The organism is Pseudarthrobacter sp. rb (genome assembly GCF_056389225.1).
This window is the reverse complement of the sequence record NZ_JBWJAR010000009.1, coordinates 146,125-168,197: the sequence shown is the minus strand read 5'-3', so window position 1 is coordinate 168,197 and position 22,073 is coordinate 146,125. Positions and strand designations below refer to the sequence as shown.

Genomic DNA, 22,073 nt, shown 5'->3' with positions numbered 1-22,073 from the left:
GCTTGGCTTAAATGACACCCTTGTTATTCGGCGGCTAGCATAGGGGTAAGACATTGACCGTTACCAGCGAAGGAGTGTGCCGTGGCGGAACCGGCCCGGGAACACCTGCCGGAGCAGGACCCAGGGAAGTCCCTCCTGGCGGATTTCATCCTTCGTGAGTCCTCCCTGTCCGAGCGTGAACAACAAATGCTGGCCCTGGAACGGCAGTGGTGGAAGTACGCGGGAGCCAAGGAGCAGGCGATCCGTGACCTGTTTGACCTCTCCGCCACCCATTACTACCAGCTCCTGAACGCGTTGATCGACCGCGAGGATGCGCTGGCCCACGATCCCATGCTGGTCAAGAGATTGCGTAGACTACGTACGTCGCGCCACCGTGCACGTACTGCCCGGCGCCTGGGATCCGACGCTTAAGACGCCCCAGGCCGGGACAACAGCCGCAATCAACAAGGATGTCCTTCCACCATGACCAGATACGCCCGCGATGAATTCGACAAAGTCCCGGAGGCTGCGTCGCGACAAGGTGTCCACCGGACGGCCTCGGCCCCGTCCCGCGTGCGGCTGTGGCCCATCCTGGCTATGGGAGTGGCGGCCCTGGCCATAGGGTTGATGTCCTTCCTGATCCTTCCCAAACTTGGCTTCAACGCCACCGCCAGCCAGGCCTCCGCCAGCGTGGAGTCAGCTCCGCTGGCCGGCACCGGCACAGCCCCTTCGGCCACGCCTTCCGCTTCCGCGCCCGTGACGTCCCCGGCGCCCCCCGCCTCTTCCGAGCCAACCCAGGACGCCGGCCCCTCGCCGGAGTCCACGGCCTCTGCCACCCAGCAGGCTGCTGTCGACAGGACCCAGGCAGTTGCCATCTACAACGCCGCCGGCACGGCGGGGCTGGCCAGCCGGGTAGGCGGAACCGTCCAAGCAGACGGATGGCGGCTGGGCCAGGTTGGCAACTGGTCCGGAGCCCCGCAAAAGTCCTCCGTGATCTTCTACGCCGGCCCCCAGCACCTGGCCAGCGCCCAGGCGCTTGCCGGGCTGCTGAACATCCCCACCGTGGTGGACAGCACCGAATTCCAGTCGCCGCTCGTCGTGGTCCTGGGCCCGGGTTACCGGTAGCCGCACGCCGTCCAGTAACGCAGGTCCGGTCTCCACCTGGCCCCAAACGGAAAGAGTTGTTCATCATGGCACTGGGAACCGTGAAATGGTTCAACGCTGAAAAGGGCTACGGCTTCATCACCGTTGACGGCTCCGGTGATGACATTTTTGTCCACTGGTCCGCAATCCAGGGGGAGGGGTACCGTGCCCTGGCCGAGGGGCAGCGGGTCCAGCTCGATGTGGGCGAGGGTGAAAAGGGTCCGCAGGCGGAAAACGTCCGGCCGGCGCAGTGATGCCTGCTTTGCGACCCGGTGTCCGCGTCCGCGCGGCCCTCGCCCTGTCCGCGGGAGCGGTTCTTTCGATGACGGCATGCGCCGGCACCGGCGGCAACGCCAGGGTGGAAACGGCGGAGGCCTCCGGCGACGGCGTCCTGCGGGTGGGGCTGGTCCTGGACAACGCCGGTGACAATGCCTTCCTTAACGCGCCCCAGCTGGCTGCCGCCAAGCTCGCTGTCCAGGACATCAACGCCGCCGGCGGACACAAAGGCCGGCCGGTGGAGCTCGTCCCGGTGCACCCGGACCAGGACACGGGAAGGCAGGCAAAGGACCTCGCCGCCAAAGCGGATGTGGTGATTGGACCCACTGACTCCAGCCACGCAGCCGCCGCGGTGGACGTTCTGTCCCACGCGCGCATACCGCTCATCTCGCCGGCCAACACTGCTGCAGGCCTGTCGGAGCTTACCAGCGGAGGCTACTATTTCCGCACCGCCGCGGCCGACGTCGCCCAGGGCCCCGTGTTGGCAAAACTCGCCAAGGACTCCGGCGCTGCCACCATCGGCGTGCTGTACCAGGAAGGCTCCTACGGCAAGGACCTCTCCGCTGCCGTCACGGACGCTGCGAGAAAGTCCGGACTCACGGTCCTGCCCGGGGCCGGCTTCAAGGACGGTGCCGCCGCCGAAGCCGCGCGCTCCATGGCAAAGGCCAAGCCGGACGCCGTCGTCCTGATTGCCCGCGAGGGCGCGCAGGACGCCCTGGCCGGGCTGGACAGCGCCGGCCTCAGCGGTTCACGGATCATCCTCAGCGACGGCGCGTTTGCCCGTTACGGATCCAGGCTCGCCTCCGGGACCCTGGAGGGCGCACGTGCCGTCGTCCCCGGACAGTTGCCCACCGCTGCGTTCCAGGCAAAACTGCTGGCGGTGGACCCTGCCCTCAAGGACCTCTCCTACGCTGCCGAAACCTACGATGCCGTAACGCTGGCGGCCCTCGCCGCAGCACGTGCCCAGGATGACGCCGGACGCTCCATTGCCGCCAACCTGATTGCCGTCTCCGGAGGGGCAGCCGACCCTGGAGCCGGAGTGCCGACCGCCCCATGCTTGAGCTACAAGGAGTGCCTGGGCGGCCTTGCTGCCGGCCCGGACATCAACTATGACGGCGAATCGGGCCCGGTGGCCTTCGACGCCAAGGGCGACATCACCACGGCCCTCTTCTCCGTGTACACCTTCGGACCCGACAACAACCCCGCCCTGTCCGGCCGGGAGACAGCCGGACACTCCGGCTGATCGCCCTGGGCGAAGCCGCTGCTTCCCGCAGGGCATCAAGCGTCTTTTCGCTTGCACTCTCACCTGGGGAGTGCTAATTATTGACTTAGCACTCTGACGCACCGACTGCTAAAGCAACGCCTGGTTCCGGCCGGCAGCGCACGGCACCGGTCGAGGAGCGAAAGAAACACCTCACTTCAGTGAGATCCCCGCCCGGAGGCATACAGAGGCCGCCGGCAAAGGATCGTCCGTCGCGGGCACTGCAGCGAAGGTTCATTCTTAACGACTGTCCCGAAAGGACTATTGCCGTTATGGCCAAGATCATTGCATTTGATGAAGAGGCACGCCGCGGCCTTGAGCGTGGCCTGAACACCCTCGCCGACGCCGTTAAGGTCACCCTCGGCCCGCGTGGACGCAACGTCGTCCTCGAAAAGAAGTGGGGCGCCCCCACGATCACCAACGATGGTGTTTCCATCGCCAAGGAGATCGAGCTGGACGATCCCTACGAGAAGATCGGCGCAGAGCTGGTCAAGGAAGTTGCCAAGAAGACTGACGACGTTGCCGGTGACGGCACCACCACGGCAACCGTCCTGGCCCAGGCCCTGGTCAAGGAAGGCCTGCGCAACGTTGCCGCCGGCGCCGACCCGCTGTCCCTCAAGCGCGGCATCGAAAAGGCTGTTGAGGCCGTCACCGCCGAGCTGCTGAACTCCGCCAAGGAAATCGAAACCAAGGAAGAGATCGCGGCTACTGCCTCCATCTCCGCCGGTGACGACGAGATCGGCGCCCTCATCGCCGAAGCCCTGGACAAGGTGGGCAAGGAAGGCGTCATCACGGTCGAGGAGTCCAACACCTTCGGCCTGGAGCTGGAACTCACCGAAGGCATGCGCTTCGACAAGGGTTACATCTCTGCCTACTTCGTCACCGACGCTGAGCGCCAGGAAACGGTCCTCGAGGATCCGTACATCCTGATCGTCAACTCCAAGATCTCCAACGTCAAGGAACTGGTTGCTGTCCTGGAAAAGGTCATGCAGTCCAACAAGCCGCTGCTGATCATTGCAGAGGACATCGAGGGCGAGGCCCTGGCCACCCTGATCGTCAACAAGATCCGTGGCACCTTCAAGTCCGTTGCCGTCAAGGCTCCGGGCTTCGGTGACCGCCGCAAGGCCCAGTTGGCCGACATCGCCGTCCTGACCGGCGGCCAGGTCATCTCCGAGGAAGTTGGACTCAAGCTCGAGACCGCCGGCCTTGAACTGCTGGGCCAGGCCCGCAAGGTTGTTGTCACCAAGGACGAGACCACCATCGTCGAAGGTGCCGGCGACGCCGACCAGATCGCCGGCCGCGTCTCCCAGATCCGCGCCGAGATCGAGAACTCCGACTCCGACTACGACCGCGAGAAGCTGCAGGAGCGCCTGGCCAAGCTGGCCGGCGGTGTTGCAGTCATCAAGGCCGGTGCTGCAACCGAGGTCGAGCTCAAGGAACGCAAGCACCGCATCGAGGACGCCGTCCGCAACGCCAAGGCTGCGGTTGAAGAAGGCATCGTCGCCGGTGGTGGCGTGGCCCTGATCCAGGCCGGTGCCAAGGCATTTGCCAACCTGCAGCTGTCCGGCGACGAAGCAACGGGCGCCAACATCGTCCGCGTTGCCATCGACGCTCCGCTGAAGCAGATTGCCTTCAACGCCGGCCTCGAGCCTGGCGTGGTTGTCGACAAGGTCCGCGGCCTGCCCGCAGGCCACGGCCTGAACGCAGCCACCGGCGAGTACGTCGACCTGCTGGCAGCCGGCGTGAACGATCCGGTCAAGGTAACCCGCTCTGCCCTGCAGAACGCGGCCTCCATCGCCGGCCTGTTCCTCACCACCGAAGCTGTTGTGGCTGACAAGCCGGAGAAGGCTTCTGCCCCCGCCGGTGGAGACGACATGGGCGGCATGGGCGGCATGGGCGGCTTCTAAGCCGCCCGGCCGGGACCGGCCCCGACCAGTTACTAACGGGCGGCCCCCTCTTCGGAGGGGGCCGCACTTTTTTGTCCCGGTGCCAGGATCCTGCCGGGGATTTACTTCCTGGCCGAGTCCAGCATCCCCTGGACTTCCTTCCTAAAGGCGTCCGCCGCGGCCTGGGGGGTCAGCCGGTCATACAGCACTTCATCCGTGTAGCGTTTGATGACGTTCTGGACGCTTCCGGCACCCACGGGAGGGACCGGGGGTGCATCCTTGATGTCCGGCGCAATGTCGTTCAGGAACCCGACCACCGTGGTGTCCGCCGGCTTCAGCGTGGGCGTGATGTCCGCGACGATGTCGATGTTGGTGGGCACGCCCCTGTCCGTCATCAGGATGGCGCCCGCCTCAGGGCTGTTGGTGAGGTAGTTGATGAACTCTGCGGCCTGCTGGGGATGCTTGGACCGGGAGGAGGCGGACCAGAACATGGTCGGTTTGTAGTACATGCCGTTCGCGGCCGATGCGCCGTCCCTGCTCGGAGCGCGCAGCATCTTGATGCTGCTGCCTGTGGTGGCCTCAAGCGATCCAAGCTGGTTGGTCCACCACCAGGCCATGGCCACCCGGTTTGTACCGAAGAGGCTTTCTTCAAGCCCGGCCCCGGCGTCCTCCGTGGCCACCGTGGCCGGCGGGCTGGCCTTGGAATCGCGCTGCTCCTTGAGCCGATCCCAGAAGGAGGCGGCCGTGTCGGCCTCGAAGCCGAGCTTGCCGTCAGCGGAGTAGAGGTTTTCCCCGTGCTGGCGCAGCCAAATGATCAGGTCGGCCTCGTTGCTGCCGTAGGCGGCTCCATAGGTCTTTCCGTCCCCTGCAGCACTGATCTTTGCAGCGGTGTCCGTGAAGTCCTTCCACGTCCATGTCTTGTCGTCCGGAACGGGCACCCCGGCCGCTTCGAATACCTTGGTGTTTGCCATGATGACATAGGCATTCCGGCCAGTGCTCAGCCCGTACTGGGCGCCGTTGTACTGGCCGGAGGCCAGTGCTTCCTTGTCCAGTTTTGCGGTGTCGATGCCGCTTTGCTTTGAGAGATCCATCAGCGCGCCGCGGCCGCCGTATTCGGCAATGTACTTCTGGTCCATCTGGATGACGTCGGGCGCATCATTGGCGGCGGTCTTCGTGGCCAGCTTGTCCCAGTAGCTGGACCATTCGCCGGGCTCGGCCTTGATCTTGATGTTTGGGTGGGACGCCTCAAACGCGGCGATGACCTTGTCCGTCTGTCCGTTGAGGTATTCGTTGCCCCACCATGCGAACCGCAGGGTTACCTGGCCGTTGTCGCCCGATCCGCCCGGGGCTCCGCAGCCTGTGGCCAGGATGGACAGGGCCAGGGCGGCGGCGCCAAGCTGGAAACTGCGGCGGCTTACGACTGGAATCGTCATTGATGTTCCTTCCGGGTTGGCTTCTCCGGGGGCGGCGGCAGCACGGTCGACCGACGTAGCCCAAGATGTGTGAGAAACCGCTTTCTCATGTGATGCTGTGATTGTTTCGCGCATCCCGCACCCCCGTCAAGAACTTTCGGTAAACGGTTTCCCACATCTTGGCCGGGCCGCTGTCGGCCGCTTCTGGCAGGATGGACCGGTGACGATTACTGCAGCGGCTGATGGTTCGGCCTTGGGAAACCCCGGCCCGGCCGGCTGGGCCTGGTATGTGAATGACGATTGCTGGCGCGCCGGCGGCTGGCCCCACGGGACCAACAACCAGGGGGAGCTGATGGCTGTCCTTGACCTCCTGCGCGCCACCGCGCACCTGCCCGGGGAAGACCTGCGCATCCTTTGCGACAGCCAGTACGTGATCAACTCCATTACCAAATGGATGCCTGGATGGAAGCGCAAGGGCTGGCGCAAGGCCGATGGAAAGCCTGTCCTGAACGTGGAACTGCTGAAGGAACTTGACCGCGAACTGGCCGGCAGGACCTACACCTTCGAATGGGTCAAGGGGCACGCCGGCCACGACCTGAATGAGGCAGCCGACGAGCGTGCCAGGGCTGCGGCCACCGCCTACCAGCAGGGAGTGGCGGCAAGGTCGGGCCCGGGCTTCCCCGGCGGCCACCACCCGGGCACCTCCGGGCGTGCCGCGGCCCCGCAGCCTGCCTCCGGCGCGGGCCTGCCGCCCGCCACGCTGGACATTCCGCCCGCCGCGCCGGTCCGTCCTGCGGCCGCTCCTTCCGGCGCGGTGCCTGCAGCCACCGGCGACGTTCCGACAGCCCGCGGCGCTGATGCTGTGGGGAGGCCGCGGGCCACGCCGGCGCCCGTCCCGGCCTTCGAGGAACTTGACCTGTTCAGTGAACTGGACAACGAAGCCTTCGAAGAGGCCGAGGCAACCCAGCACGCTGGCTCCGTTCCGCCCGAGGCGCTGGTGGAAGAGCTCGAACGTGAGCTGCTGGGTCCCTTGGTGCGGGGGGATATCGGGCGGACCGCCGTCCTCCTCCACCCGGACTTCGTGGAAATCGGGAGCTCCGGAAGGGTCTGGACCCGGGACGCCATGATGATGGCCCTCGAGGAGGACCCGGGGGAACGGACCGATATTGAAATCCTGGGTGCAGAGCGCATCGGCACCAGCGCGGTCCTGCTGACGTACCGAAGCTTTGCTCGATCCGGCACTACGCTCCGCAGTTCGCTGTGGGTCCTCGATGGGGGCCGCTGGCGGTTGCGGTTCCACCAGGGTACTCCGGAGGCCTGACCCGGGGGTGTCAGCTGAACCGCTGCGCGTTCCCCTGCTCCGCCTGGGCGTAAGTGGCGGCGGCAGAGGCCAATGCGGTGTTGATGGATGCCAGTGAAGCCTCCACCCGGCCCTGGGTGATGGTCCATTCGGTGACGAGTGCCTGGAAGTTGGTGGCTGCGGAGCCACGCCATGATCCCTGGAGTTCATCCAGTCCGCGCTTCATTGTTTGCACGTCGGCGCTGATCCGGTCCACGGTGGCCTGCACGTTGGCGGACTTCAGCTGCAGTAATTCTGTGTCGACGGAAATGATGCTCATGGCTGTGCCTCTCAGGTAGGGCGGGGAATGCCCCCGCGCCCGGGGGGTCCGGGCTGCTGGGACGAGCCTATGGAGCGGCGGCGGGCCGGAGCCATGGCCGGCCGGCTATATGTGGATAACCGATCCGTCGCTGCCCCTGGCACCGGCGGTACTTCCGGCTGCTTCCTGGCCGTCTCCGCCGCCATCCCGGGATGGCTCTTCACGCCGCGGCAGGCTGACCATCAGGGTGGCGCCGCCGCCGTCGGTCTTCTCCACCCGCACCGAGCCGCCGTGGGATCCCACGATGGCCGCCACGATGGCGAGCCCCAGGCCGCTGCCGCCTGTCTCCCTGGTGCGGGAGGTGTCCGCACGGTAGAAGCGTTCGAAGACCTTGGCCGCCTCCTCTTCGGAGATGCCCGGTCCGTGGTCCCGCACTTCGATGACAGACCGCTCCCCGCCGTCGGCCCTGCGGACTCCCACGGCGAGTTCGATGGGACTGCCCTCCGGGGTGTAGCGCAACGCGTTGCCCACGAGGTTTCCCACCACCTGGCGCAATTTGGCCTCATCCCCGAGCACCGGGGCAGGTGCCGCCGGTCCGCCGTCGAGCCCGGTCAGTGAAATCACCCTGGAACGGTCGCTCGCCTGCGTGTCCACCACGGCATCGTGGGCGATCAGCTGCAGGTCCACCGGCTTCTGCTGCAGGGGCCGCTGCTCGTCGAGGCGGGCCAGCAGGAGCAGGTCCTCAACCATCGACCCCATGCGCTTGGCTTCGCTTTCGATCCGGCCCATGGCTGTGGCCACGTCCTCGTCCGTGGCCAGGGCGCCGTGGCGGTACAGCTCGGAGAACCCGCGGATGGTCACCAGCGGGGTACGCAGCTCGTGGGAGGCATCGGCCGCAAAGCGGCGCATCCTGGCTTCGGAGGCCGTCCGCGCTGCGAAGGCGGTTTCAATATGCGCCAGCATGGCATTCAGGGAACTGCTGAGCCGGCCCAGCTCGGTAGTGGGGTTCTCCACTTCCACGCGGCGGGAGAGGTCGCCGGCGGCAATGGCTGCCGCCGTTTTCTCCACCCTGGCCAGAGGCCGGAAGGAACGGGACACTGTCCAGCTCGCAATGAGCGAGGCCAGCAGCAGCGTCAGCAGGCCTACCCCGGTGACCACCAGGGTGGCATGCTTGAGGACGTCGTCCACGCTCTCCAGCGGCAGCCCAATCACCACCACGGCAGTGGTTTGGCCGTTCTGGACCGTCACCGCCACCACGCGCCAGTTCTCCCCGTCCGTCCCGCGGACCTGGAAGGGGGCCAGCCCGCGGGCCTGCGCCTGCTCGACGGTCATGGAGCTGATGTCCGGGTGGTCGTCGGGATCGCCGCCGAACGTGTACGGCTGCTCGCCCGGAGCGAAGAGCATCAGCGAGTAGTCGGTGGGTATGGAGCTGGGAGCCTGCAGCTGGGTGAAGGAGCGTTGTTTCCGGGCGGAGTCGACGGCGGCGTTCAGTTTGTCATCCACCTGGCCCTGAAGGTAGCTGTGCAGCAGTGTCAGGGTCACCGCGCCGGTCACCGTCAGGGCCACAATCAGCAGGGCCATGATCATGGCCACCAGCTGCGACCTGAGTGAGGCCGACTTCCACCGCTTCAGCAAGGTCAGCGCTTTTCGGCCGTCCGCAGGACGTAGCCCACGCCGCGCTTGGTCTGGATCAGGGCCGGTGCCTCGGGGTCGATGTCCACTTTCCGCCGAAGGTAGGAGATGTAGGACTCCACGATGGACGCGTCGCCGTTGAAGTTGTACTCCCAGACGTGGTCAAGGATCTGCGACTTGGACAGGACCCGGTTGGGGTTGAGCATGAGATAGCGCAGGAGCTTGAACTCGGTGGGGGAGAGCTCAATGACGGTGCCGCCACGCCGCACCTCGTGGGCATCGTCGTCGAGTTCGAGGTCGTCCACGCGGATGACCGCGTCGTCGTCCAGCAGGGGCTGTGTGCGGCGGAGCACGGCCCGGATCCTGGCCACCACTTCGTCGAGGCTGAAGGGTTTGGTGACGTAGTCGTCGCCGCCCACGGTCAGGCCCGTAACCTTGTCCTCCGTGTCGTCCTTGGCGGTCAGGAAGAGAACGGGGAAGTGCTTGCCGGAGGCACGAAGCCGGCGGGTCACGGTGAAGCCGTCCATGTCAGGGAGCATGACGTCCAGCACGGCCAGGTCGGGGGCGTGGGTATCGGCCGCGGCGAGGGCGTCGCGGCCGTTCGCGGCGGAGACCACTTCAAAGCCGGCGAACCGGAGCGACGTGGAGAGGAGCTCGCGGATGTTGGGTTCATCATCGACGACGAGCAGCCGGGCTTCTGGACCGTTCTTGTTCATGCTCCCATCATGCTCCCAGTCTCTGGGAGTTGTCTGGATATTCGTTGTGAGCATGATGATGGTGGGCTTGCGGTCACCAGTCCATGGTCCCCGGCTCGCCTTTGAACGGGCCCACCACCCGGCTGGTGATCCAGCCGCCGTAGAACCGACCGGGCTGGGCGGTGACCCGTTCGCCATCCACTTCGCAGTAATCCATCCGGGCCGGGTAGACCGCCACCCGGTCAGCGAGTGCCTCGAAGCCGGAGGCGGGCTCAGGATAGGACCAGGCGGCGCTGTCCGCTTCCTTGCCGCCGCCGCGCACGGTCAGGTACTTCGCGGAACCCTTGAACTCGCAGAAGCTGCTGCCCGAGGCAGGCTCCAGGGAACCGGTGGCGAATGCTGACTTGAGGATGTAGTACACCGGTGGGTGGCTGGTTTCGAGGACGCGCAACGAATCGGTGGTATCGAGGATCAGCTCCCCGCCCAGGACGATACGTATCCGTTCGCTGCTGGTTCGATCCGCGGCGGGCGGGGATAGTCCCATACCGACTCCTGCCCGGGGCCGGGCATGGCCGGAACGATTCTTGTTGTCATGCTTCCAGTGTGCGTCCGCGCAGGGCGTTCCGCACCCGGGAACCCAATTCGCGGCAAGAACGTTCCGCGTCCCGCTGTATTCCCCCGCCCCTGGTGCGGGAATACAGTGATGCTTGCCGGGCGTTCAAGCCCGGCACCAGCGTTCAAACGGAGCACCGGCAGCTGTTTTTCCGCATCCCCGTGGCTCCACCCCACCAACGGTAGTTATCCGCTGGCTCCTGGCCCATCGAAGGGGATTGACCATCATGACTGACCTAAGTGCGACTGAAGAACCAGCTGCCAGTGAACGCAGCATTCGGGACTGGGCGGACCTTGCCGAGGAGATGTGGTCCTATCTCACCGGCAAAGGTGCCGCGATCAACTACCAGTTCATCGACATGACCGTTGAGGTCCCGCGTGACATCGGCCCTGACGCGCCGCGTGCCACCTGGAAGCTCAACGGAAGCCTGCGCGTCACCACCAGCGACCGGGACGCCGCCGGAGCGGATTCGAACCGCGGTTGACGGACATGACGGAGAACCGTCTGGACATCGATCTGGACTTTTCGTACACGGACGGGTCGGGCGCGGTCACCCATGGCCGTGCCAGGGCCGCCGGTACGGAGGTAACCGTGTCACTGGAAGGCCTCGCCCCGCTGACTGGCGGCGGCCTGCCATCGCTTGAAGAGATTAAACCGCTGGCGGAACTGCTGGCCCGTAAGGGGGTCAGCGTCACCGTGGCCGGACCTGACGGAACCATCGTCAGCCTGGGCAACGTGGACAGCCCGGCGCCACAGCGGCTGCTGACGCGCTCGCCATACATCAAACTTGGCAAGCTCGGCTCCCTGCTGCCGCTGGTCAGGCAGGGCAGGCGGAGGCCCAGGGGCATGCCACTGCTGCCCCCGTCCACGCCCTTGCCGTTGGTCCCCACAGTCCAGCGGAACATCATCCGGCGCATCACCACCACCCACTACGCCAGGGGTGGCGGGCGGCCGCGGCTGATCTTTGTCCAGGATGCCGCCACCTGGACCGGCCAGATCCCGCGGGAGGTGGCCCTCTCCGGGGAGGTCACGACCATAGGCGGCAGTCCCGGGTCGGATGTCCAACTGGAGGGACTGGAAGCACTCCACGCCGAAATAAGGCACGACGAGCAGGATGAGTACGTCCTGGTGCCGCACGGGCCGGTCAGCGGAAGTGTCTCCAGGACAGGGCCTTCCGTGCTGCGGACCGGGGCAAGGATCCAAATGGGGCAGTGGTGCCTTGCCTTCTTCCGGGAGGAATTCGCCGACCACGGCCGCCCCTATGGCGGCCGGAGCGGCGGGGAACTGGCCTACGAACGCCCCCAGCTGGACCCGCGGACGGGAACCATGGAGCGGGACAGCTCTGAGGGCATCAGCTGAGGACGTGCAGGCCGCGGCCTATTCCGCGGCCTGCACGTCCTTGGCGTCCATGATCCGGTAGGCGTAGCCCTGCTCGGCAAGGAACCTTTGGCGCTTGGCGGCGAAATCCTGGTCCAGGGTGTCCCGTGCCACCAGGGAGTAGAAGCGGGCGGCGCGGCCGTCCTTCTTGGGCCGCAGCAGCCGGCCCAGCCGTTGCGCTTCCTCCTGCCGTGACCCGAAGGAACCGGACACCTGGATGGCCACCGAGGCCTCGGGCAGGTCGATGGAGAAGTTGGCCACCTTGGACACCACCAGGGTCTGCAGTTCCCCGGCACGGAACGCGTCAAAGAGTTTCTGCCGCACCTTGACGGAGGTGTCGCCCTTGATCACAGGTGCCTGCAGGCGCGCCCCAAGGTCATCCAGCTGGTCGATGTACTGACCGATCACCAGCAGCTGTTCCCCGGCGTGCCGCGCCACCAGCTGCTCCACCACCTGGGTTTTGGACTCCGAGGTGGCGCAAAGCCGGTACTTGTCCGCATCATCGGCCATGGCATAGGCAACGCGTTCATCACCTGGCAGGTCCACGCGGACCTCCACGCAGTCCGCGGGGGCAATGTAGCCCTGGGACTCGATGTCCTTCCACGGGGCATCATAGCGTTTGGGTCCAATCAGGCTGAAGACCTCGCCCTCGCGCCCGTCCTCGCGGACCAGGGTGGCGGTGAGCCCAAGCCGGCGGCGGGCCTGCAGGTCGGCGGTCATCCTGAAGATCGGTGCCGGGAGGAGGTGGACCTCGTCATAAATGATCAGGCCCCAGTCATGGCCGTCCACCAGTTCCAGGTGGGGGTAGATGCCGCCGCGCCTGGTGGTGAGCACCTGGTAGGTGGCGATGGTCACCGGCCTGACCTCCTTGAGGGCGCCGGAGTATTCACCCACCTCATCCTCCGTGAGGGAGGTGCGCCTGATCAGTTCGTCCTTCCACTGCCTGGCCGCCACCGTGTTGGTGACCAGGATCAGCGTGGTGGTGGACCCAGTGGCCATGGCCGCCGCTCCCACCAGGGTCTTGCCGGCACCGCAGGGCAGTACCACCACGCCGCTGCCGCCCGCCCAGAAGTTTTCACTGGCCAGGCGCTGGTATGGCCGCAGTTCCCAGCCGTCCTCGTTGAGGGAAATAAGGTGCGGGGTGCCGTCCACGTAGCCGGCCAGGTCTTCCGCCGGCCAGCCGATCTTCAGCAGCAGCTGCTTGAGCTGGCCGCGCTGGGAGGCATGCACCACCACCGTCTCGCCGTCGATCCTGGGCCCCAGCAGCGGCGCGATCTTCTTGGCCCGGATCACTTCCTCCAGTACGGGGTAGTCATCGGTCCGCATGACCAGACCGTGGCGGGGGTCTTTTTCGAGCCGCAGCCGGCCGTACCGGGACATGGTTTCCGCCACGTCGATCAACAGGGCATGCGGCACGGGGAAGCGGGAGTACTTCAGCAGGGCGTCCAGCACCTTTTCGGCATCCAGTCCGGCGGCCCGTGCGTTCCACAGGCCCAACGGGGTCAGCCGGTAGCTGTGCATGTGCTCGGGTGCCCGCTCCAGCTCGGCGAAAGGCGCGATGGCGTGCCGGGCTTCGGTGGCCAGCTCGTGGTCCACCTCAAGGAGGATGGTTTTGTCGCTTTGGACGATCAGGGGTCCGTCGGTCACGCGGGGAAATCCTTCACTGGCGCAGTTCCTCTGCGGCCTCGATATCGATGATGCGGTGCACGGACAGGACCCGCTCTGTGTCCCTGGCGGGATCGAAGACACGGACCCTGCCCCCGCTCACAGATAGCGGAACAACGACTTCCAGGCTGGCATTCCCCAGGCTGTCCACCACGTTCATGTGGATCCGCTGCTTCAGGCGAATGGCCCTTTGCAGGGCCTCAAGCCCCAGCTGGGTGGCTGCCTCACTGCCGGCAACGGCGCCCGGGTGGTGTCCGACGCCGGCGCCCGCCTGCCGCAGGACGTGCAGCTGGGCTTCAACCTCCTCCGCCGGGGGCGCCATCCGCGGGGCGGTGTAGACGGGGCGGGAGCTTTCCTGCGGCGTGGAAGGCCGGCGCAGGTGGGCCGCGGGCTCGGCCCCGTCCACAGACGGGGACAGTCCCAGGCTCCGGAGTGCGGCGGCCAGTTCGCGGGGCGGCGCCGATGAGGTCACAACCGTGGGTGACAGGCTGGCCAGGCCCAGCTGGGCGGCTTTCGGTCCTGCCAGCAGCTCGCGCAGGGCTGCTTCGTCGTCGCTTTGGATGAAGCTGGCAGCCTGGCCCACGCGGAGCCGGCCGTGCCGGGAAGCGGTGTCCTCCACGAGGTATTCCAGCGGCTGCGGCACGGCGGTGGCTGAGTGTTCGCGAAGAAACGCCAGCAGGGCCGCAGCGTCGTAGCCGTGGTCCAGTGCCCGCTTGATGGACTCTGCGGAGAAGCGGTAGATGGTGGCCGGGCCCTGCCCCTCGGCGTCGGCCATGACCAGGAGCTTTTCGGTCAGCGACGGTGCCAGGTAGCCGGGGGCCACAGCGGTCAGGTCCGCCTGCAGCAGCACATGGTTCAGGGCCGCAGGCAGGTGCTCGCCCAGGATGGCAAGGGCGGCATCAGGATCGTCCTCGGCGACGGCGCTGCCCAGTTGGCTCAGGGCACCCGAACCGACCAGGCCCAGCATCTCCGCTTCGGCCAGGACGCCGCGGATCAGTGAGCTGAACCGCCGGGCCATACGAGGCTGCGACCACTCTGCACGCTGCAGGACGGCGGCGGCGTCAAGGACGGGAGCGGCGCCGTCGGACGCGGCCGCCTGCTGGGTGAGCTCGTGCAGGATCTCGAGGATCCGCTTGCGGACCACGGGAGCATCGGGCCGCTGCGCCCCGGCGGACAGCGCGGCGATGGTGGTTCCCGACGCCGACCGGCCGGCCGCTACGCCCGGCGCCGAATTCACCGGTTGGCCCACCATGGACGGCACGCGCTCGCTGGCCAGCCACGCGTTCACCAGCCACAGCCACTGTTCCTGCCGGGGAAGGACCAGCCATTCCAGTTGCGGGGGCTGCACCCACGATGAGGAGTCGACGTCGAGCCGGATAAGGCCAGCCAGGCCGCACAGTTCCAGCAGCAGGCCCACCGCACCCTGGTCAATCCGCAGGTGCTCTGCCAGGCGGCGTATCTCACGGACACCCACACCTCCACTGCGCAGCGTGGCCAGCGGGTGCTCCCGGACGGCATGCAGCAGTTCCGAGACCAGCCGCAGGGTTTCCGAGATGGAGCTCAGGGCCGCATTCCTGCGCAGCGCCGCCGTTGTCCGGCCAAGCTCGGGGACCGGTGGCGCAAGAGTGAAATCGTTGATGATCGAGCCGCCGCGGAGGGCCAGTCCCACGCTGTGGGGCAGCTCCACGTGGGCGGCGTCCAGCGGAACCAGCAGCCCGCGGGCAAGGAGCCAGTCAACGGGCCCGACGTCGGCGCCCTCCGTGGTGACCGACGCTTTCCGCTGCGCCTGGGGGACGGCACCCATGGCCCAGTTCCGGAACCGGGCGAGCAGCGCCGTCGTCCGCTCCGGGGCGCCGGCGAGGATGTCCCGCAGCGCCTCCGGGGAGGAGGTCCAGTGCTGAAGGGCCAGGGCAGCCTCCATGGGCGTGGTGGCTTCGTGGATTGCGAACCCGCTGTGGTGCAGCTCGGAGACCAGCTGCACGGCCCGCTGGGCGAAGGCCGGCTGCAGGCGGACCAGCTCGGTATAGCTGCGGCCCAGGCCGGCCGGATAGATCCCCACAACGTCCTTGAGGGAGCCCGCCGGGAGGTAGAACGGCTGGTCGGCAGCAGGGGAAGGGGTGCCGTGCGGGGGAGGGGCGGGGTGCACCAGGGCCAGCTCCTGCAGGGTGCCCAGGATCTGGGTGACGGTAGCCAGGGCGGAGCCGTGGATCAGCCTGTGCACGCCTTCAGCGGAGGCACTGTGTCCGGTGTCGGTGTTGGTGCACAGATGGAGGGTTTCCAGGACCTGCATGTGCGGCCGGTCGAGCCGCTCCAGGGCGCGCTGGACGCTGACGCGGGAACTGGCGCGTGCCGCCAGTGCGGCAAAGTCCGGGACGGAAGGGGAAATAAGGTCCGGCCGCGCGGCGAACAGCGCACGCAACGAATCGTCGCTGCGTGCCTCCAGGTCCTTGCCAAGCGCGCGAATAAGGGACATCAGTCCAACGTTACCGCTGCTGTGCCCTTCCCGCCCGCCGCCGGGCGGCAACACCGTCCAGGACCAGCAGGAGCATCAGGATGAAGGCCACCGGCAGGCCGTAAAGCGCGGTGTACGTGATCCAGGCAGGAGCTACCGAGCCGGCGAAGGCAAGCGCCATGACAGCTGCCACGGCTATCAGGGACAGCACGGCCACAACTGCGGCGAGGACCATCAACGGCCGCCGGTAACGCGAGGGAGTCATGGACGCAACGCTACCGCGCCCGGAGCGGTGCGGGTAAAAGCCGGGGCCTTGCGCCTGCGGCGGAACAGTGCTCCCCAAAGCATCAATAGGCCATGCGGCAGGATAACCTTGAAGCATACAGACCAACACGGTTTCCGTTTGCCATACCCTGAACCCGCACAACAATGCGGATGCGGTGGCAGCCGCCGTGTCTCATGACAGCAGAACGAAGAAGGTTGATTACGTGCCTACCGGCAAGGTCAAGTGGTATGACAAGGACAAGGGCTTTGGGTTCCTCGCGGGAGAAGACGGCCAGGAGGTCTTCCTGCCCAAGTCGTCGCTGCCCGAGGGCGTCACGGAGCTGAAGGCCGGCACCCGGGTGGAGTTCGGCGTAGCGGACGGGCGCAAGGGTGCCCAGGCACTGGGCCTGCGGGTGCTGGACAAGACGCCTTCCATTGCCAAGGCCAAGCGCCCCAGCGCAAAGGATCTCGCCCCGCTGGTGCAGGACCTGGTGACCGTCCTGGACAACCTGTCCGGGACCCTGTCCAAGGGCAAGTACCCGGAGGGCAACAAGGGCAAGGCCATTGCTGCCGCCCTGCGCAAGGTCGCCGACGAGCTGGACGTTTAGGCGCCCATGACTCCCGATTCTGAACAGCTGGGCACGCCAGTGCAGGAGCAGTCTGCCAAGACTCCGCCCAAGCGCAAGGCCGGTGTGCCCGTGTGGCGTACGGGCAAGCCGGACGCTTTCCTGGCCGCGGCGGTGGACACTGCCCGGACCGCAGTGGAGGGCATCACGCCGGCGGCTACCATCGGCCCGCACCTGGCCGCCAAGAGCGAGGGCGACCGGCTGGTCACGCACCTGTTCGAGTCGAGGCTGCCCGGCTACGCAGGGTGGCAGTGGTACGCGGTGCTGACCCGCAACTCGCGCTCCAAGGTGGTTACGGTCAATGAGCTGGGCCTGCTGCCGTCCGAGGATTCCATCCTCGCCCCCGAGTGGGTGCCCTGGGCCGAACGCGTCCGCCCCGAGGACCAGCAGCAGGAATCCGAAGCGGACTCCTCTGAAGCGCAAAGCCCTGAAACGGACGGCTCTGAAACGGACAGCCCTGAAACGGACGGCTCTGAAACGGACAGCCCTGAAACGGAGGGTCCTGCGGCGGACGGCCAGGAACCAGCGGAAGAGGCCCGGGATGTGACGGACGACGCCGGCACCCAGGCAGGAGCCTGACCGCACCTCCGCCGGGAAACCGGCCACCCCTTTGCCGGGGACAACGAAAAACGGCGCCGTCCGGGAAGAACCCTGGCGGCGCCGTCGTACGTTATCCGTACCTGTATTCCGTGCCTACTTCCGCAGCTCGCCCACCACGTAGTCGATGCTGGACAGCAGGGCCGAGACATCGCTCGGCTCGATGGCCACGAAGGTGGCGATGCGCAGCTGGTTGCGGCCCAGCTTCCGGTAGGGCTCGGTGTCCACGATGCCGTTGGCGCGCAGGATCTTCGCCACAACTGCCGCATCAACCGTTTCGTCGAAGTCGATGGTGGCGATGACGTTGGAGCGTTCCTCCGGGTTGGCCACGAAGGGGGTGGCGAAGTCGGAAGCCTCGGCCCAGCTGTAGATGCGCCCTGCGGAGTCAGCGGTGCGCGCGGCGGCAAAGTCCAGGCCGCCGTTGGAGTTCAGCCACTGGACCTGGGCGTCCAGGGTGACCAGCGTGGACAGCGAGGGCGTGTTGTACGTCTGGTTCAGGCGGGAGTTGTCGATGGCGGTCTGGAGGTCCAGGAAATCCGGGATCCAGCGGCCGCTGGCCTTGACCCGCGCGGCACGCTCGATGGCGGCGGGGGAGAACAGGCCAAGCCAGAGGCCGCCGTCGGAGGCGAAGTTCTTTTGCGGGGCGAAGTAGTAGACGTCGCTCTGCGCAATGTCCACGTCCAGGCCGCCGGCCGCCGAGGTGGCGTCCACCAGCACGAGCGATCCCTCGTCAGCTCCGGAGACGCGCGCGACCGGGGCCGCCACACCGGTGGAGGTCTCGTTCTGCGGCCAGGCATAGACGTCCACGCCGGCCTCGGCCTGCGCTGCCGGACGGGTGCCGGGCTCGGACTTGATGATCGAGGAGGCCTCCAGGAAGGGCGCCTTGTTGGTGGCTGCGGCGAACTTTGACCCGAACTCACCAAAGGAGAGGTGCTGGGCCTTCTTCTCCACCAGGCCAAAGCTTGCGATGTCCCAGAAGGCCGTGGAGCCGCCAACGCCGAGGACCACCTCATACCCCTCAGGGGCACGGAAGAACCGGCTCAGCCCGTCGCGGACCGATCCGACCAGGTTCTTGACCGGCGCCTGGCGGTGCGAGGTGCCGAGGATGGTCTTGGACGCTGCTGCCAGGGCATCGATCTGTTCCTGGCGGACCTTTGACGGGCCGGCGCCGAACCGCCCGTCCTTGGGCAGGAGGTCGGCGGGGATCGTGATGCTGGTGTCGCTCACAGGTGCTCCAATTCGGCGGGGACGAAAACTTTGGTCCGGACGGGCGGGTAAGGGTGGCCGCAGCGCGCGATGGCTGCGCGGCAGGCCTGTTCCATTCTGCCTGAAGGGCAGTGGGTGCGGGAGCCGGAGGGGGCAAAGTCCAGACAATGAGACGGTCCCGTTCGTGGGTGGCTGCCCAGGGGCCAGCTATTCGGACAAAGTCAAAATAGGCTAAGCTAGCCCCCGGACTACCTCGCGGGAACAGGCGGTACGGTGGGACAACGCAAGGTACTGCGCTCGAGGAGCTGAGCTGGATGACGGATCTGATCGACACTACGGAGATGTACCTCAGGACCATCCTGGAGCTTGAGGAAGAAAACATCGTTGCCCTTCGGGCCCGTATCGCCGAGCGTCTGCGCCACTCCGGCCCCACGGTGTCCCAGACCATCGGCAGGATGGAACGCGACGGACTCGTCGTCGTCTCCGGCGACAGGCATCTTGAACTCACGGACACGGGCCGCAAGCGGGCCACCGAAGTCATGCGCAAGCACCGGCTGGCCGAACGCCTGCTGGCTGACGTTATCGGTCTGGACTGGGCCTACGTGCACGACGAAGCCTGCCGCTGGGAACACGTCATGAGCGAGCGCGTTGAGCGGCGCATCTACGAGATGCTGGACCACCCCACCGAATCGCCCTACGGCAACCCGATCCCCGGCCTCGCTGCCCTGGGCGGACAACCGGCCACCGGCTTCCCCGACGGAGCCATCAGCCTGGTAGAGGCCATGAAGGGCTACGGTCCCGCCTCTGCAGTGACCATCAGCCGGCTGGCTGAGCCAATCCAGGTGGAGCCGGAACTGCTGGCGCAACTGGACGAAGGCGGGATCCGGCCCGGCGCTGCCGTTGCGCTGGAACGCGTGGGAGATTACATCTCCGTGCGGGTGTCCGGAATCGAAGGTGCGCTGGAGTTGCCGCCTGAGGTAGCCGCGCATGTTTTTGTCGCTGTTAAGCAGCCCTGAGCCGCGTCCCAATACCCCAGCGCAGAGCTTCCACGCAAAGATAACGGAATTGTTACCTAGGGTCTTAAGGCCCTATAGTGGAAGCAATCGTTGATACTTAAGCGTTACCCGATCCGGAGCCGAGCTCTGCCAGCGGATCGGGTGCACGAGTCGTTACTGGCAGAGGCGGGGGAACCACAATTGGCAGCGGGGGACTGCCTTGGGGTGAAGTCCGTCAGCAGCAAGCCTCTCCAGCGAAGGATTCTTCCGGGAATACCCCTGTGCAGAAGCTTGCCCATGACGGGCCGGGTCTTTGATCTCTCTGACCCGCATCCGACAGCTAACTCCGCAGGCTTTTCCAGAGAGGAACCCTTCTTGACCACGCAGACCTCCCGGGGCCGCCGCCGCGCCGCAGGCCCCCCTTCGGCACCCCGGGTTGTCGAAGATGCCGCAGCGGAGCGTCCCCGCGATCTGCATCGCGATGCGCGCCGCCGCCGGGGTCCGTTCCGGCAGGTGACGGAGTTCGCCGCCGCCAGTGGCATTGGCCAGAAAGCTGGAATCGCCCTGGCCGCCACCGGCCTGGTTCTGACGGTCACAGTGCCCGCCACCAGCCCCGTCATGGCCACGGACGCCGCCGGCAACGCGCCATTGGCAGCCTCCGCCGTCAGCCCGCAGCCCCAGATTTCCGCTGATGTTGGCGCCCAAATCGACTTCAGCCGTTCGGCAGTGGTGACCCAGGCCGACCCCGACGGGAAGCTGAAGCAGCTCCTGAGCGCCCAGTCCGCCGGCTCCGTCACGCGGGCCGCCTCGGCCGGCACCCTGGCCGCACCGCTGGCATCCCTCACCACCGCCTCGCCCTTTGGTTACCGCGTGAGCCCCATCACCGGCGGCTCCGGAGACTTCCACCGCGGCCAGGACTTCGTGGCACAGTGCGGAACGTCCGTCCTGGCGGCCGCGACCGGCACCGTGACCTTCGCGGGCTGGCACCAGTATGGCGGTGGAAACCGGGTGGTCATCGACCACGGCAACGGGCTGGAGACCACCTACAACCACCTGTCGTCGTTCAACGTCAAGGTGGGCCAGACCGTCTCCCGTGGCGAGGTTGTGGCACTCAGCGGCACCACGGGCGCATCCACCGGCTGCCACCTGCACTTTGAGGTCCAGGTCAACGGCGAAGTGGTCGATCCCATGGGCTGGCTGTAGCCGAATGATTGTCCACTCTCAGATCGCAGGGACCTGCCGTGACCTGAATGTGACATTGAAACAAAACTGCTGTACCGTCTAACTCGCGTCAACTTTTCCGAAGTTGACGCTCTTGAGTGGATTGCCTAACTCTGCCACCGCTCAAGGTCCGTTCGCATTTCATCGTCTGGCAGGGGCGGGGGAACCAATTTTGGCCTTCATTTCCTGAAGGCCTTGGGGTTAAGTCATGAGCTTCCCAGGAAGCAGAGTGGCCGGGTGACTCCCATCCGAATCCGACAGCTCACCTCGCAGGCATTGGGAGAGGCTACCTTCGTGTCTTCACGCCATAATTCTGCGCGCCACCGTGCGCAAACGGTTCGCATTAACCCCCTGGACGCCGTGTCCAAGGCCGTCAGTGCAAATGCCGGGACCGTAGGCCGCCAGGCTGCCGTTGTGGCAGCCGCGTCGGGCCTCATCCTGAGCATGGGCCTGCCCGCCACCGCAGCTGACACCACCGCTGGTGTCTCCGCATCCACCGAGTCCGGTTCGGCCCAGACGGCCCTCGCCGTCACTGCCGCCCCCACGGCTACGGTTTCCTTCGAACGTCCCGTCGTCAAGACCACCGCCGCTCCAAAGGTGGAAGCGGTGCGTCCGCAGTCCACCGCGCCGGCCGAGCGCGACGCCGCTGCCACCGCAGGCCAGGACGCTGCCCCTGCCGCCAAGGCTGCCGAGACTGTCTCCGCCGCAACCTCCGGCATTGCAGCAATCGCCTACACCGGCATCGGCCACTCCTACGTGTGGGGCGGCACCAGCCCCGTCACCGGCTGGGACTGCTCCGGGTTCGTCCAGTGGGTCTACGCCCAGGCCGGGATCAGCATCCCCCGCACCAACGCGTGGAACATCATGACCCCCACCTCCACCCCGCAGCCGGGCGACGTTGTGGTCCAGAACGGCGGCGCGCACGTGGGCATCTACGTCGGCAACGGCATGATGGTCAGCGCACTCAACCCTTCCCAGGGCACGCTGCTCCACTCGCCTGCAGCCACCGGTACCTCGTCGTACTACCACCTCAACAAGTAGTTCTTGGGCTTCATGCTCCAAGGGCTATTTCTTTGCCCAAAGCTTTTTCGCTAGAAACCACATCCCCGTTCGGAATGCGCCGGCTTGCCCCCAAGATGCCGGCGCGTCCAGTTCCCTTTGCCTGCCTACCCGCG

General features: G+C 66.5%; 21 protein-coding genes, 1 pseudogene and 2 riboswitches. Of the genes and pseudogenes, 13 read left to right on the top strand and 9 right to left on the bottom strand.

All coding sequences use genetic code 11. The annotated features are described in order from the left end of the window. The first annotated feature begins 81 nt into the window (after positions 1-81). The 5 genes from ACWRN3_RS14090 (at position 82) to groL (ending at position 4,566) form a co-directional block, all read left to right on the top strand. Positions 82-411, top strand: coding sequence for a DUF3263 domain-containing protein (locus ACWRN3_RS14090; RefSeq protein ID WP_420716246.1), 330 nt, complete (start codon positions 82-84; stop codon positions 409-411). Between the two features lie 51 nt (positions 412-462). After that, the gene (locus ACWRN3_RS14085) at positions 463-1,104 is read left to right on the top strand and encodes a LytR C-terminal domain-containing protein (RefSeq protein WP_476741012.1); all 642 of its coding nucleotides are present in this window, start codon (positions 463-465) and stop codon (positions 1,102-1,104) included. A 65-nt stretch (positions 1,105-1,169) separates the two neighbouring features. Further along, positions 1,170-1,376 (top strand): cold-shock protein, encoded by a 207-nt coding sequence (locus ACWRN3_RS14080; RefSeq protein WP_141180812.1) that lies wholly within the window; start codon positions 1,170-1,172, stop codon positions 1,374-1,376. Beyond that, positions 1,376-2,641 (top strand): ABC transporter substrate-binding protein, encoded by a 1,266-nt coding sequence (locus tag ACWRN3_RS14075; protein ID WP_476741011.1) that lies wholly within the window; start codon positions 1,376-1,378, stop codon positions 2,639-2,641. Before ACWRN3_RS14080 ends, ACWRN3_RS14075 begins: the two co-directional genes overlap by 1 nt. Before the next feature lie 290 nt (positions 2,642-2,931). Beyond that, a complete protein-coding gene (groL, locus tag ACWRN3_RS14070; protein WP_255174503.1) occupies positions 2,932-4,566 on the top strand; it encodes a chaperonin GroEL in 1,635 nt (544 codons plus the stop codon). A 101-nt stretch (positions 4,567-4,667) separates the two neighbouring features. On the opposite strand, the gene ACWRN3_RS14065 is transcribed toward groL, so the two are convergent. After that, on the bottom strand, positions 4,668-5,978 hold the full coding sequence (locus ACWRN3_RS14065) for an ABC transporter substrate-binding protein (RefSeq protein WP_476741010.1): 1,311 nt from the start codon (positions 5,976-5,978) through the stop codon (positions 4,668-4,670). Positions 5,979-6,177: 199 nt separating this feature from the next. Here ACWRN3_RS14065 and ACWRN3_RS14060 point away from each other — a divergent pair, with 199 nt between their 5' ends. Continuing rightward, positions 6,178-7,278: an RNase H family protein gene (locus ACWRN3_RS14060; protein WP_476741009.1), complete on the top strand. Its 1,101-nt coding sequence runs from the start codon at positions 6,178-6,180 to the stop codon at positions 7,276-7,278. A gap of 10 nt (positions 7,279-7,288) precedes the next feature. On the opposite strand, the gene ACWRN3_RS14055 is transcribed toward ACWRN3_RS14060, so the two are convergent. From ACWRN3_RS14055 to ACWRN3_RS14040, 4 genes and pseudogenes are all read right to left on the bottom strand, one after another. Continuing rightward, positions 7,289-7,576 carry a WXG100 family type VII secretion target gene (locus ACWRN3_RS14055; protein ID WP_159632861.1) on the bottom strand — a complete coding sequence of 96 codons (288 nt, stop codon included), beginning with the start codon at positions 7,574-7,576 and terminating at the stop codon, positions 7,289-7,291. Positions 7,577-7,681: 105 nt separating this feature from the next. Further along, complete coding sequence (locus ACWRN3_RS14050) at positions 7,682-9,190, bottom strand: sensor histidine kinase (RefSeq protein ID WP_476741008.1); 1,509 nt, start codon at positions 9,188-9,190, stop codon at positions 7,682-7,684. A 2-nt stretch (positions 9,191-9,192) separates the two neighbouring features. Further along, a complete protein-coding gene (locus ACWRN3_RS14045; RefSeq protein ID WP_056331118.1) occupies positions 9,193-9,903 on the bottom strand; it encodes a response regulator transcription factor in 711 nt (236 codons plus the stop codon). A 73-nt stretch (positions 9,904-9,976) separates the two neighbouring features. After that, a pseudogene (locus tag ACWRN3_RS14040) lies at positions 9,977-10,476 on the bottom strand (DUF427 domain-containing protein). Between the two features lie 245 nt (positions 10,477-10,721). Between ACWRN3_RS14040 and ACWRN3_RS14035 the strand changes: the two are divergent. Together ACWRN3_RS14035 and ACWRN3_RS14030 are read left to right on the top strand one after the other, a co-directional pair. Beyond that, entirely contained in the window at positions 10,722-10,979 is a 258-nt protein-coding gene (locus ACWRN3_RS14035; protein ID WP_476741007.1) for a hypothetical protein, read from the top strand. 5 nt (positions 10,980-10,984) lie between these two features. Next, entirely contained in the window at positions 10,985-11,854 is an 870-nt protein-coding gene (locus ACWRN3_RS14030) for an FHA domain-containing protein (protein ID WP_476741006.1), read from the top strand. Positions 11,855-11,872: 18 nt separating this feature from the next. On the opposite strand, the gene ACWRN3_RS14025 is transcribed toward ACWRN3_RS14030, so the two are convergent. Genes ACWRN3_RS14025 through ACWRN3_RS14015 form a run of 3 tightly spaced genes read right to left on the bottom strand, consistent with a single transcriptional unit; the run spans position 11,873 to position 16,254 of the window. Beyond that, entirely contained in the window at positions 11,873-13,519 is a 1,647-nt protein-coding gene (locus tag ACWRN3_RS14025) for a DNA repair helicase XPB (protein WP_476741005.1), read from the bottom strand. Positions 13,520-13,532: 13 nt separating this feature from the next. Next, positions 13,533-16,010 (bottom strand): helicase-associated domain-containing protein, encoded by a 2,478-nt coding sequence (locus ACWRN3_RS14020; protein WP_476741004.1) that lies wholly within the window; start codon positions 16,008-16,010, stop codon positions 13,533-13,535. Positions 16,011-16,020: 10 nt separating this feature from the next. Further along, positions 16,021-16,254 (bottom strand): hypothetical protein, encoded by a 234-nt coding sequence (locus tag ACWRN3_RS14015; protein ID WP_159632854.1) that lies wholly within the window; start codon positions 16,252-16,254, stop codon positions 16,021-16,023. 223 nt (positions 16,255-16,477) lie between these two features. Between ACWRN3_RS14015 and ACWRN3_RS14010 the strand changes: the two genes are divergently transcribed. Together ACWRN3_RS14010 and ACWRN3_RS14005 are read left to right on the top strand one after the other, a co-directional pair. Continuing rightward, on the top strand, positions 16,478-16,861 hold the full coding sequence (locus ACWRN3_RS14010) for a cold-shock protein (RefSeq protein ID WP_142131045.1): 384 nt from the start codon (positions 16,478-16,480) through the stop codon (positions 16,859-16,861). Positions 16,862-16,867: 6 nt separating this feature from the next. Then, positions 16,868-17,458 carry a DUF3027 domain-containing protein gene (locus ACWRN3_RS14005; RefSeq protein ID WP_476741003.1) on the top strand — a complete coding sequence of 197 codons (591 nt, stop codon included), beginning with the start codon at positions 16,868-16,870 and terminating at the stop codon, positions 17,456-17,458. Positions 17,459-17,572: 114 nt separating this feature from the next. Here ACWRN3_RS14005 and serC read toward each other — a convergent pair whose 3' ends face one another. After that, on the bottom strand, positions 17,573-18,703 hold the full coding sequence (gene serC / locus ACWRN3_RS14000; protein ID WP_324644244.1) for a phosphoserine transaminase: 1,131 nt from the start codon (positions 18,701-18,703) through the stop codon (positions 17,573-17,575). Positions 18,704-18,996: 293 nt separating this feature from the next. Between serC and ACWRN3_RS13995 the strand changes: the two genes are divergently transcribed. The 3 genes from ACWRN3_RS13995 to ACWRN3_RS13985 all read left to right on the top strand — a co-directional run bounded on the left by ACWRN3_RS13995 (position 18,997) and on the right by ACWRN3_RS13985 (position 21,939). Then, a complete protein-coding gene (locus ACWRN3_RS13995) occupies positions 18,997-19,698 on the top strand; it encodes an iron-dependent transcriptional repressor DtxR (protein ID WP_324644245.1) in 702 nt (233 codons plus the stop codon). Between the two features lie 138 nt (positions 19,699-19,836). Next, positions 19,837-20,048: riboswitch (cyclic di-AMP (ydaO/yuaA leader) on the top strand. A 4-nt stretch (positions 20,049-20,052) separates the two neighbouring features. Then, positions 20,053-20,880, top strand: a complete 828-nt coding sequence (locus ACWRN3_RS13990; protein ID WP_324644246.1) for a M23 family metallopeptidase — start codon at positions 20,053-20,055, stop codon at positions 20,878-20,880. A 128-nt stretch (positions 20,881-21,008) separates the two neighbouring features. Continuing rightward, positions 21,009-21,188, top strand: a riboswitch (cyclic di-AMP (ydaO/yuaA leader). 70 nt (positions 21,189-21,258) lie between these two features. Next, positions 21,259-21,939 carry a C40 family peptidase gene (locus ACWRN3_RS13985; RefSeq protein WP_255174517.1) on the top strand — a complete coding sequence of 227 codons (681 nt, stop codon included), beginning with the start codon at positions 21,259-21,261 and terminating at the stop codon, positions 21,937-21,939. The last annotated feature ends 134 nt before the right edge of the window (positions 21,940-22,073 follow it).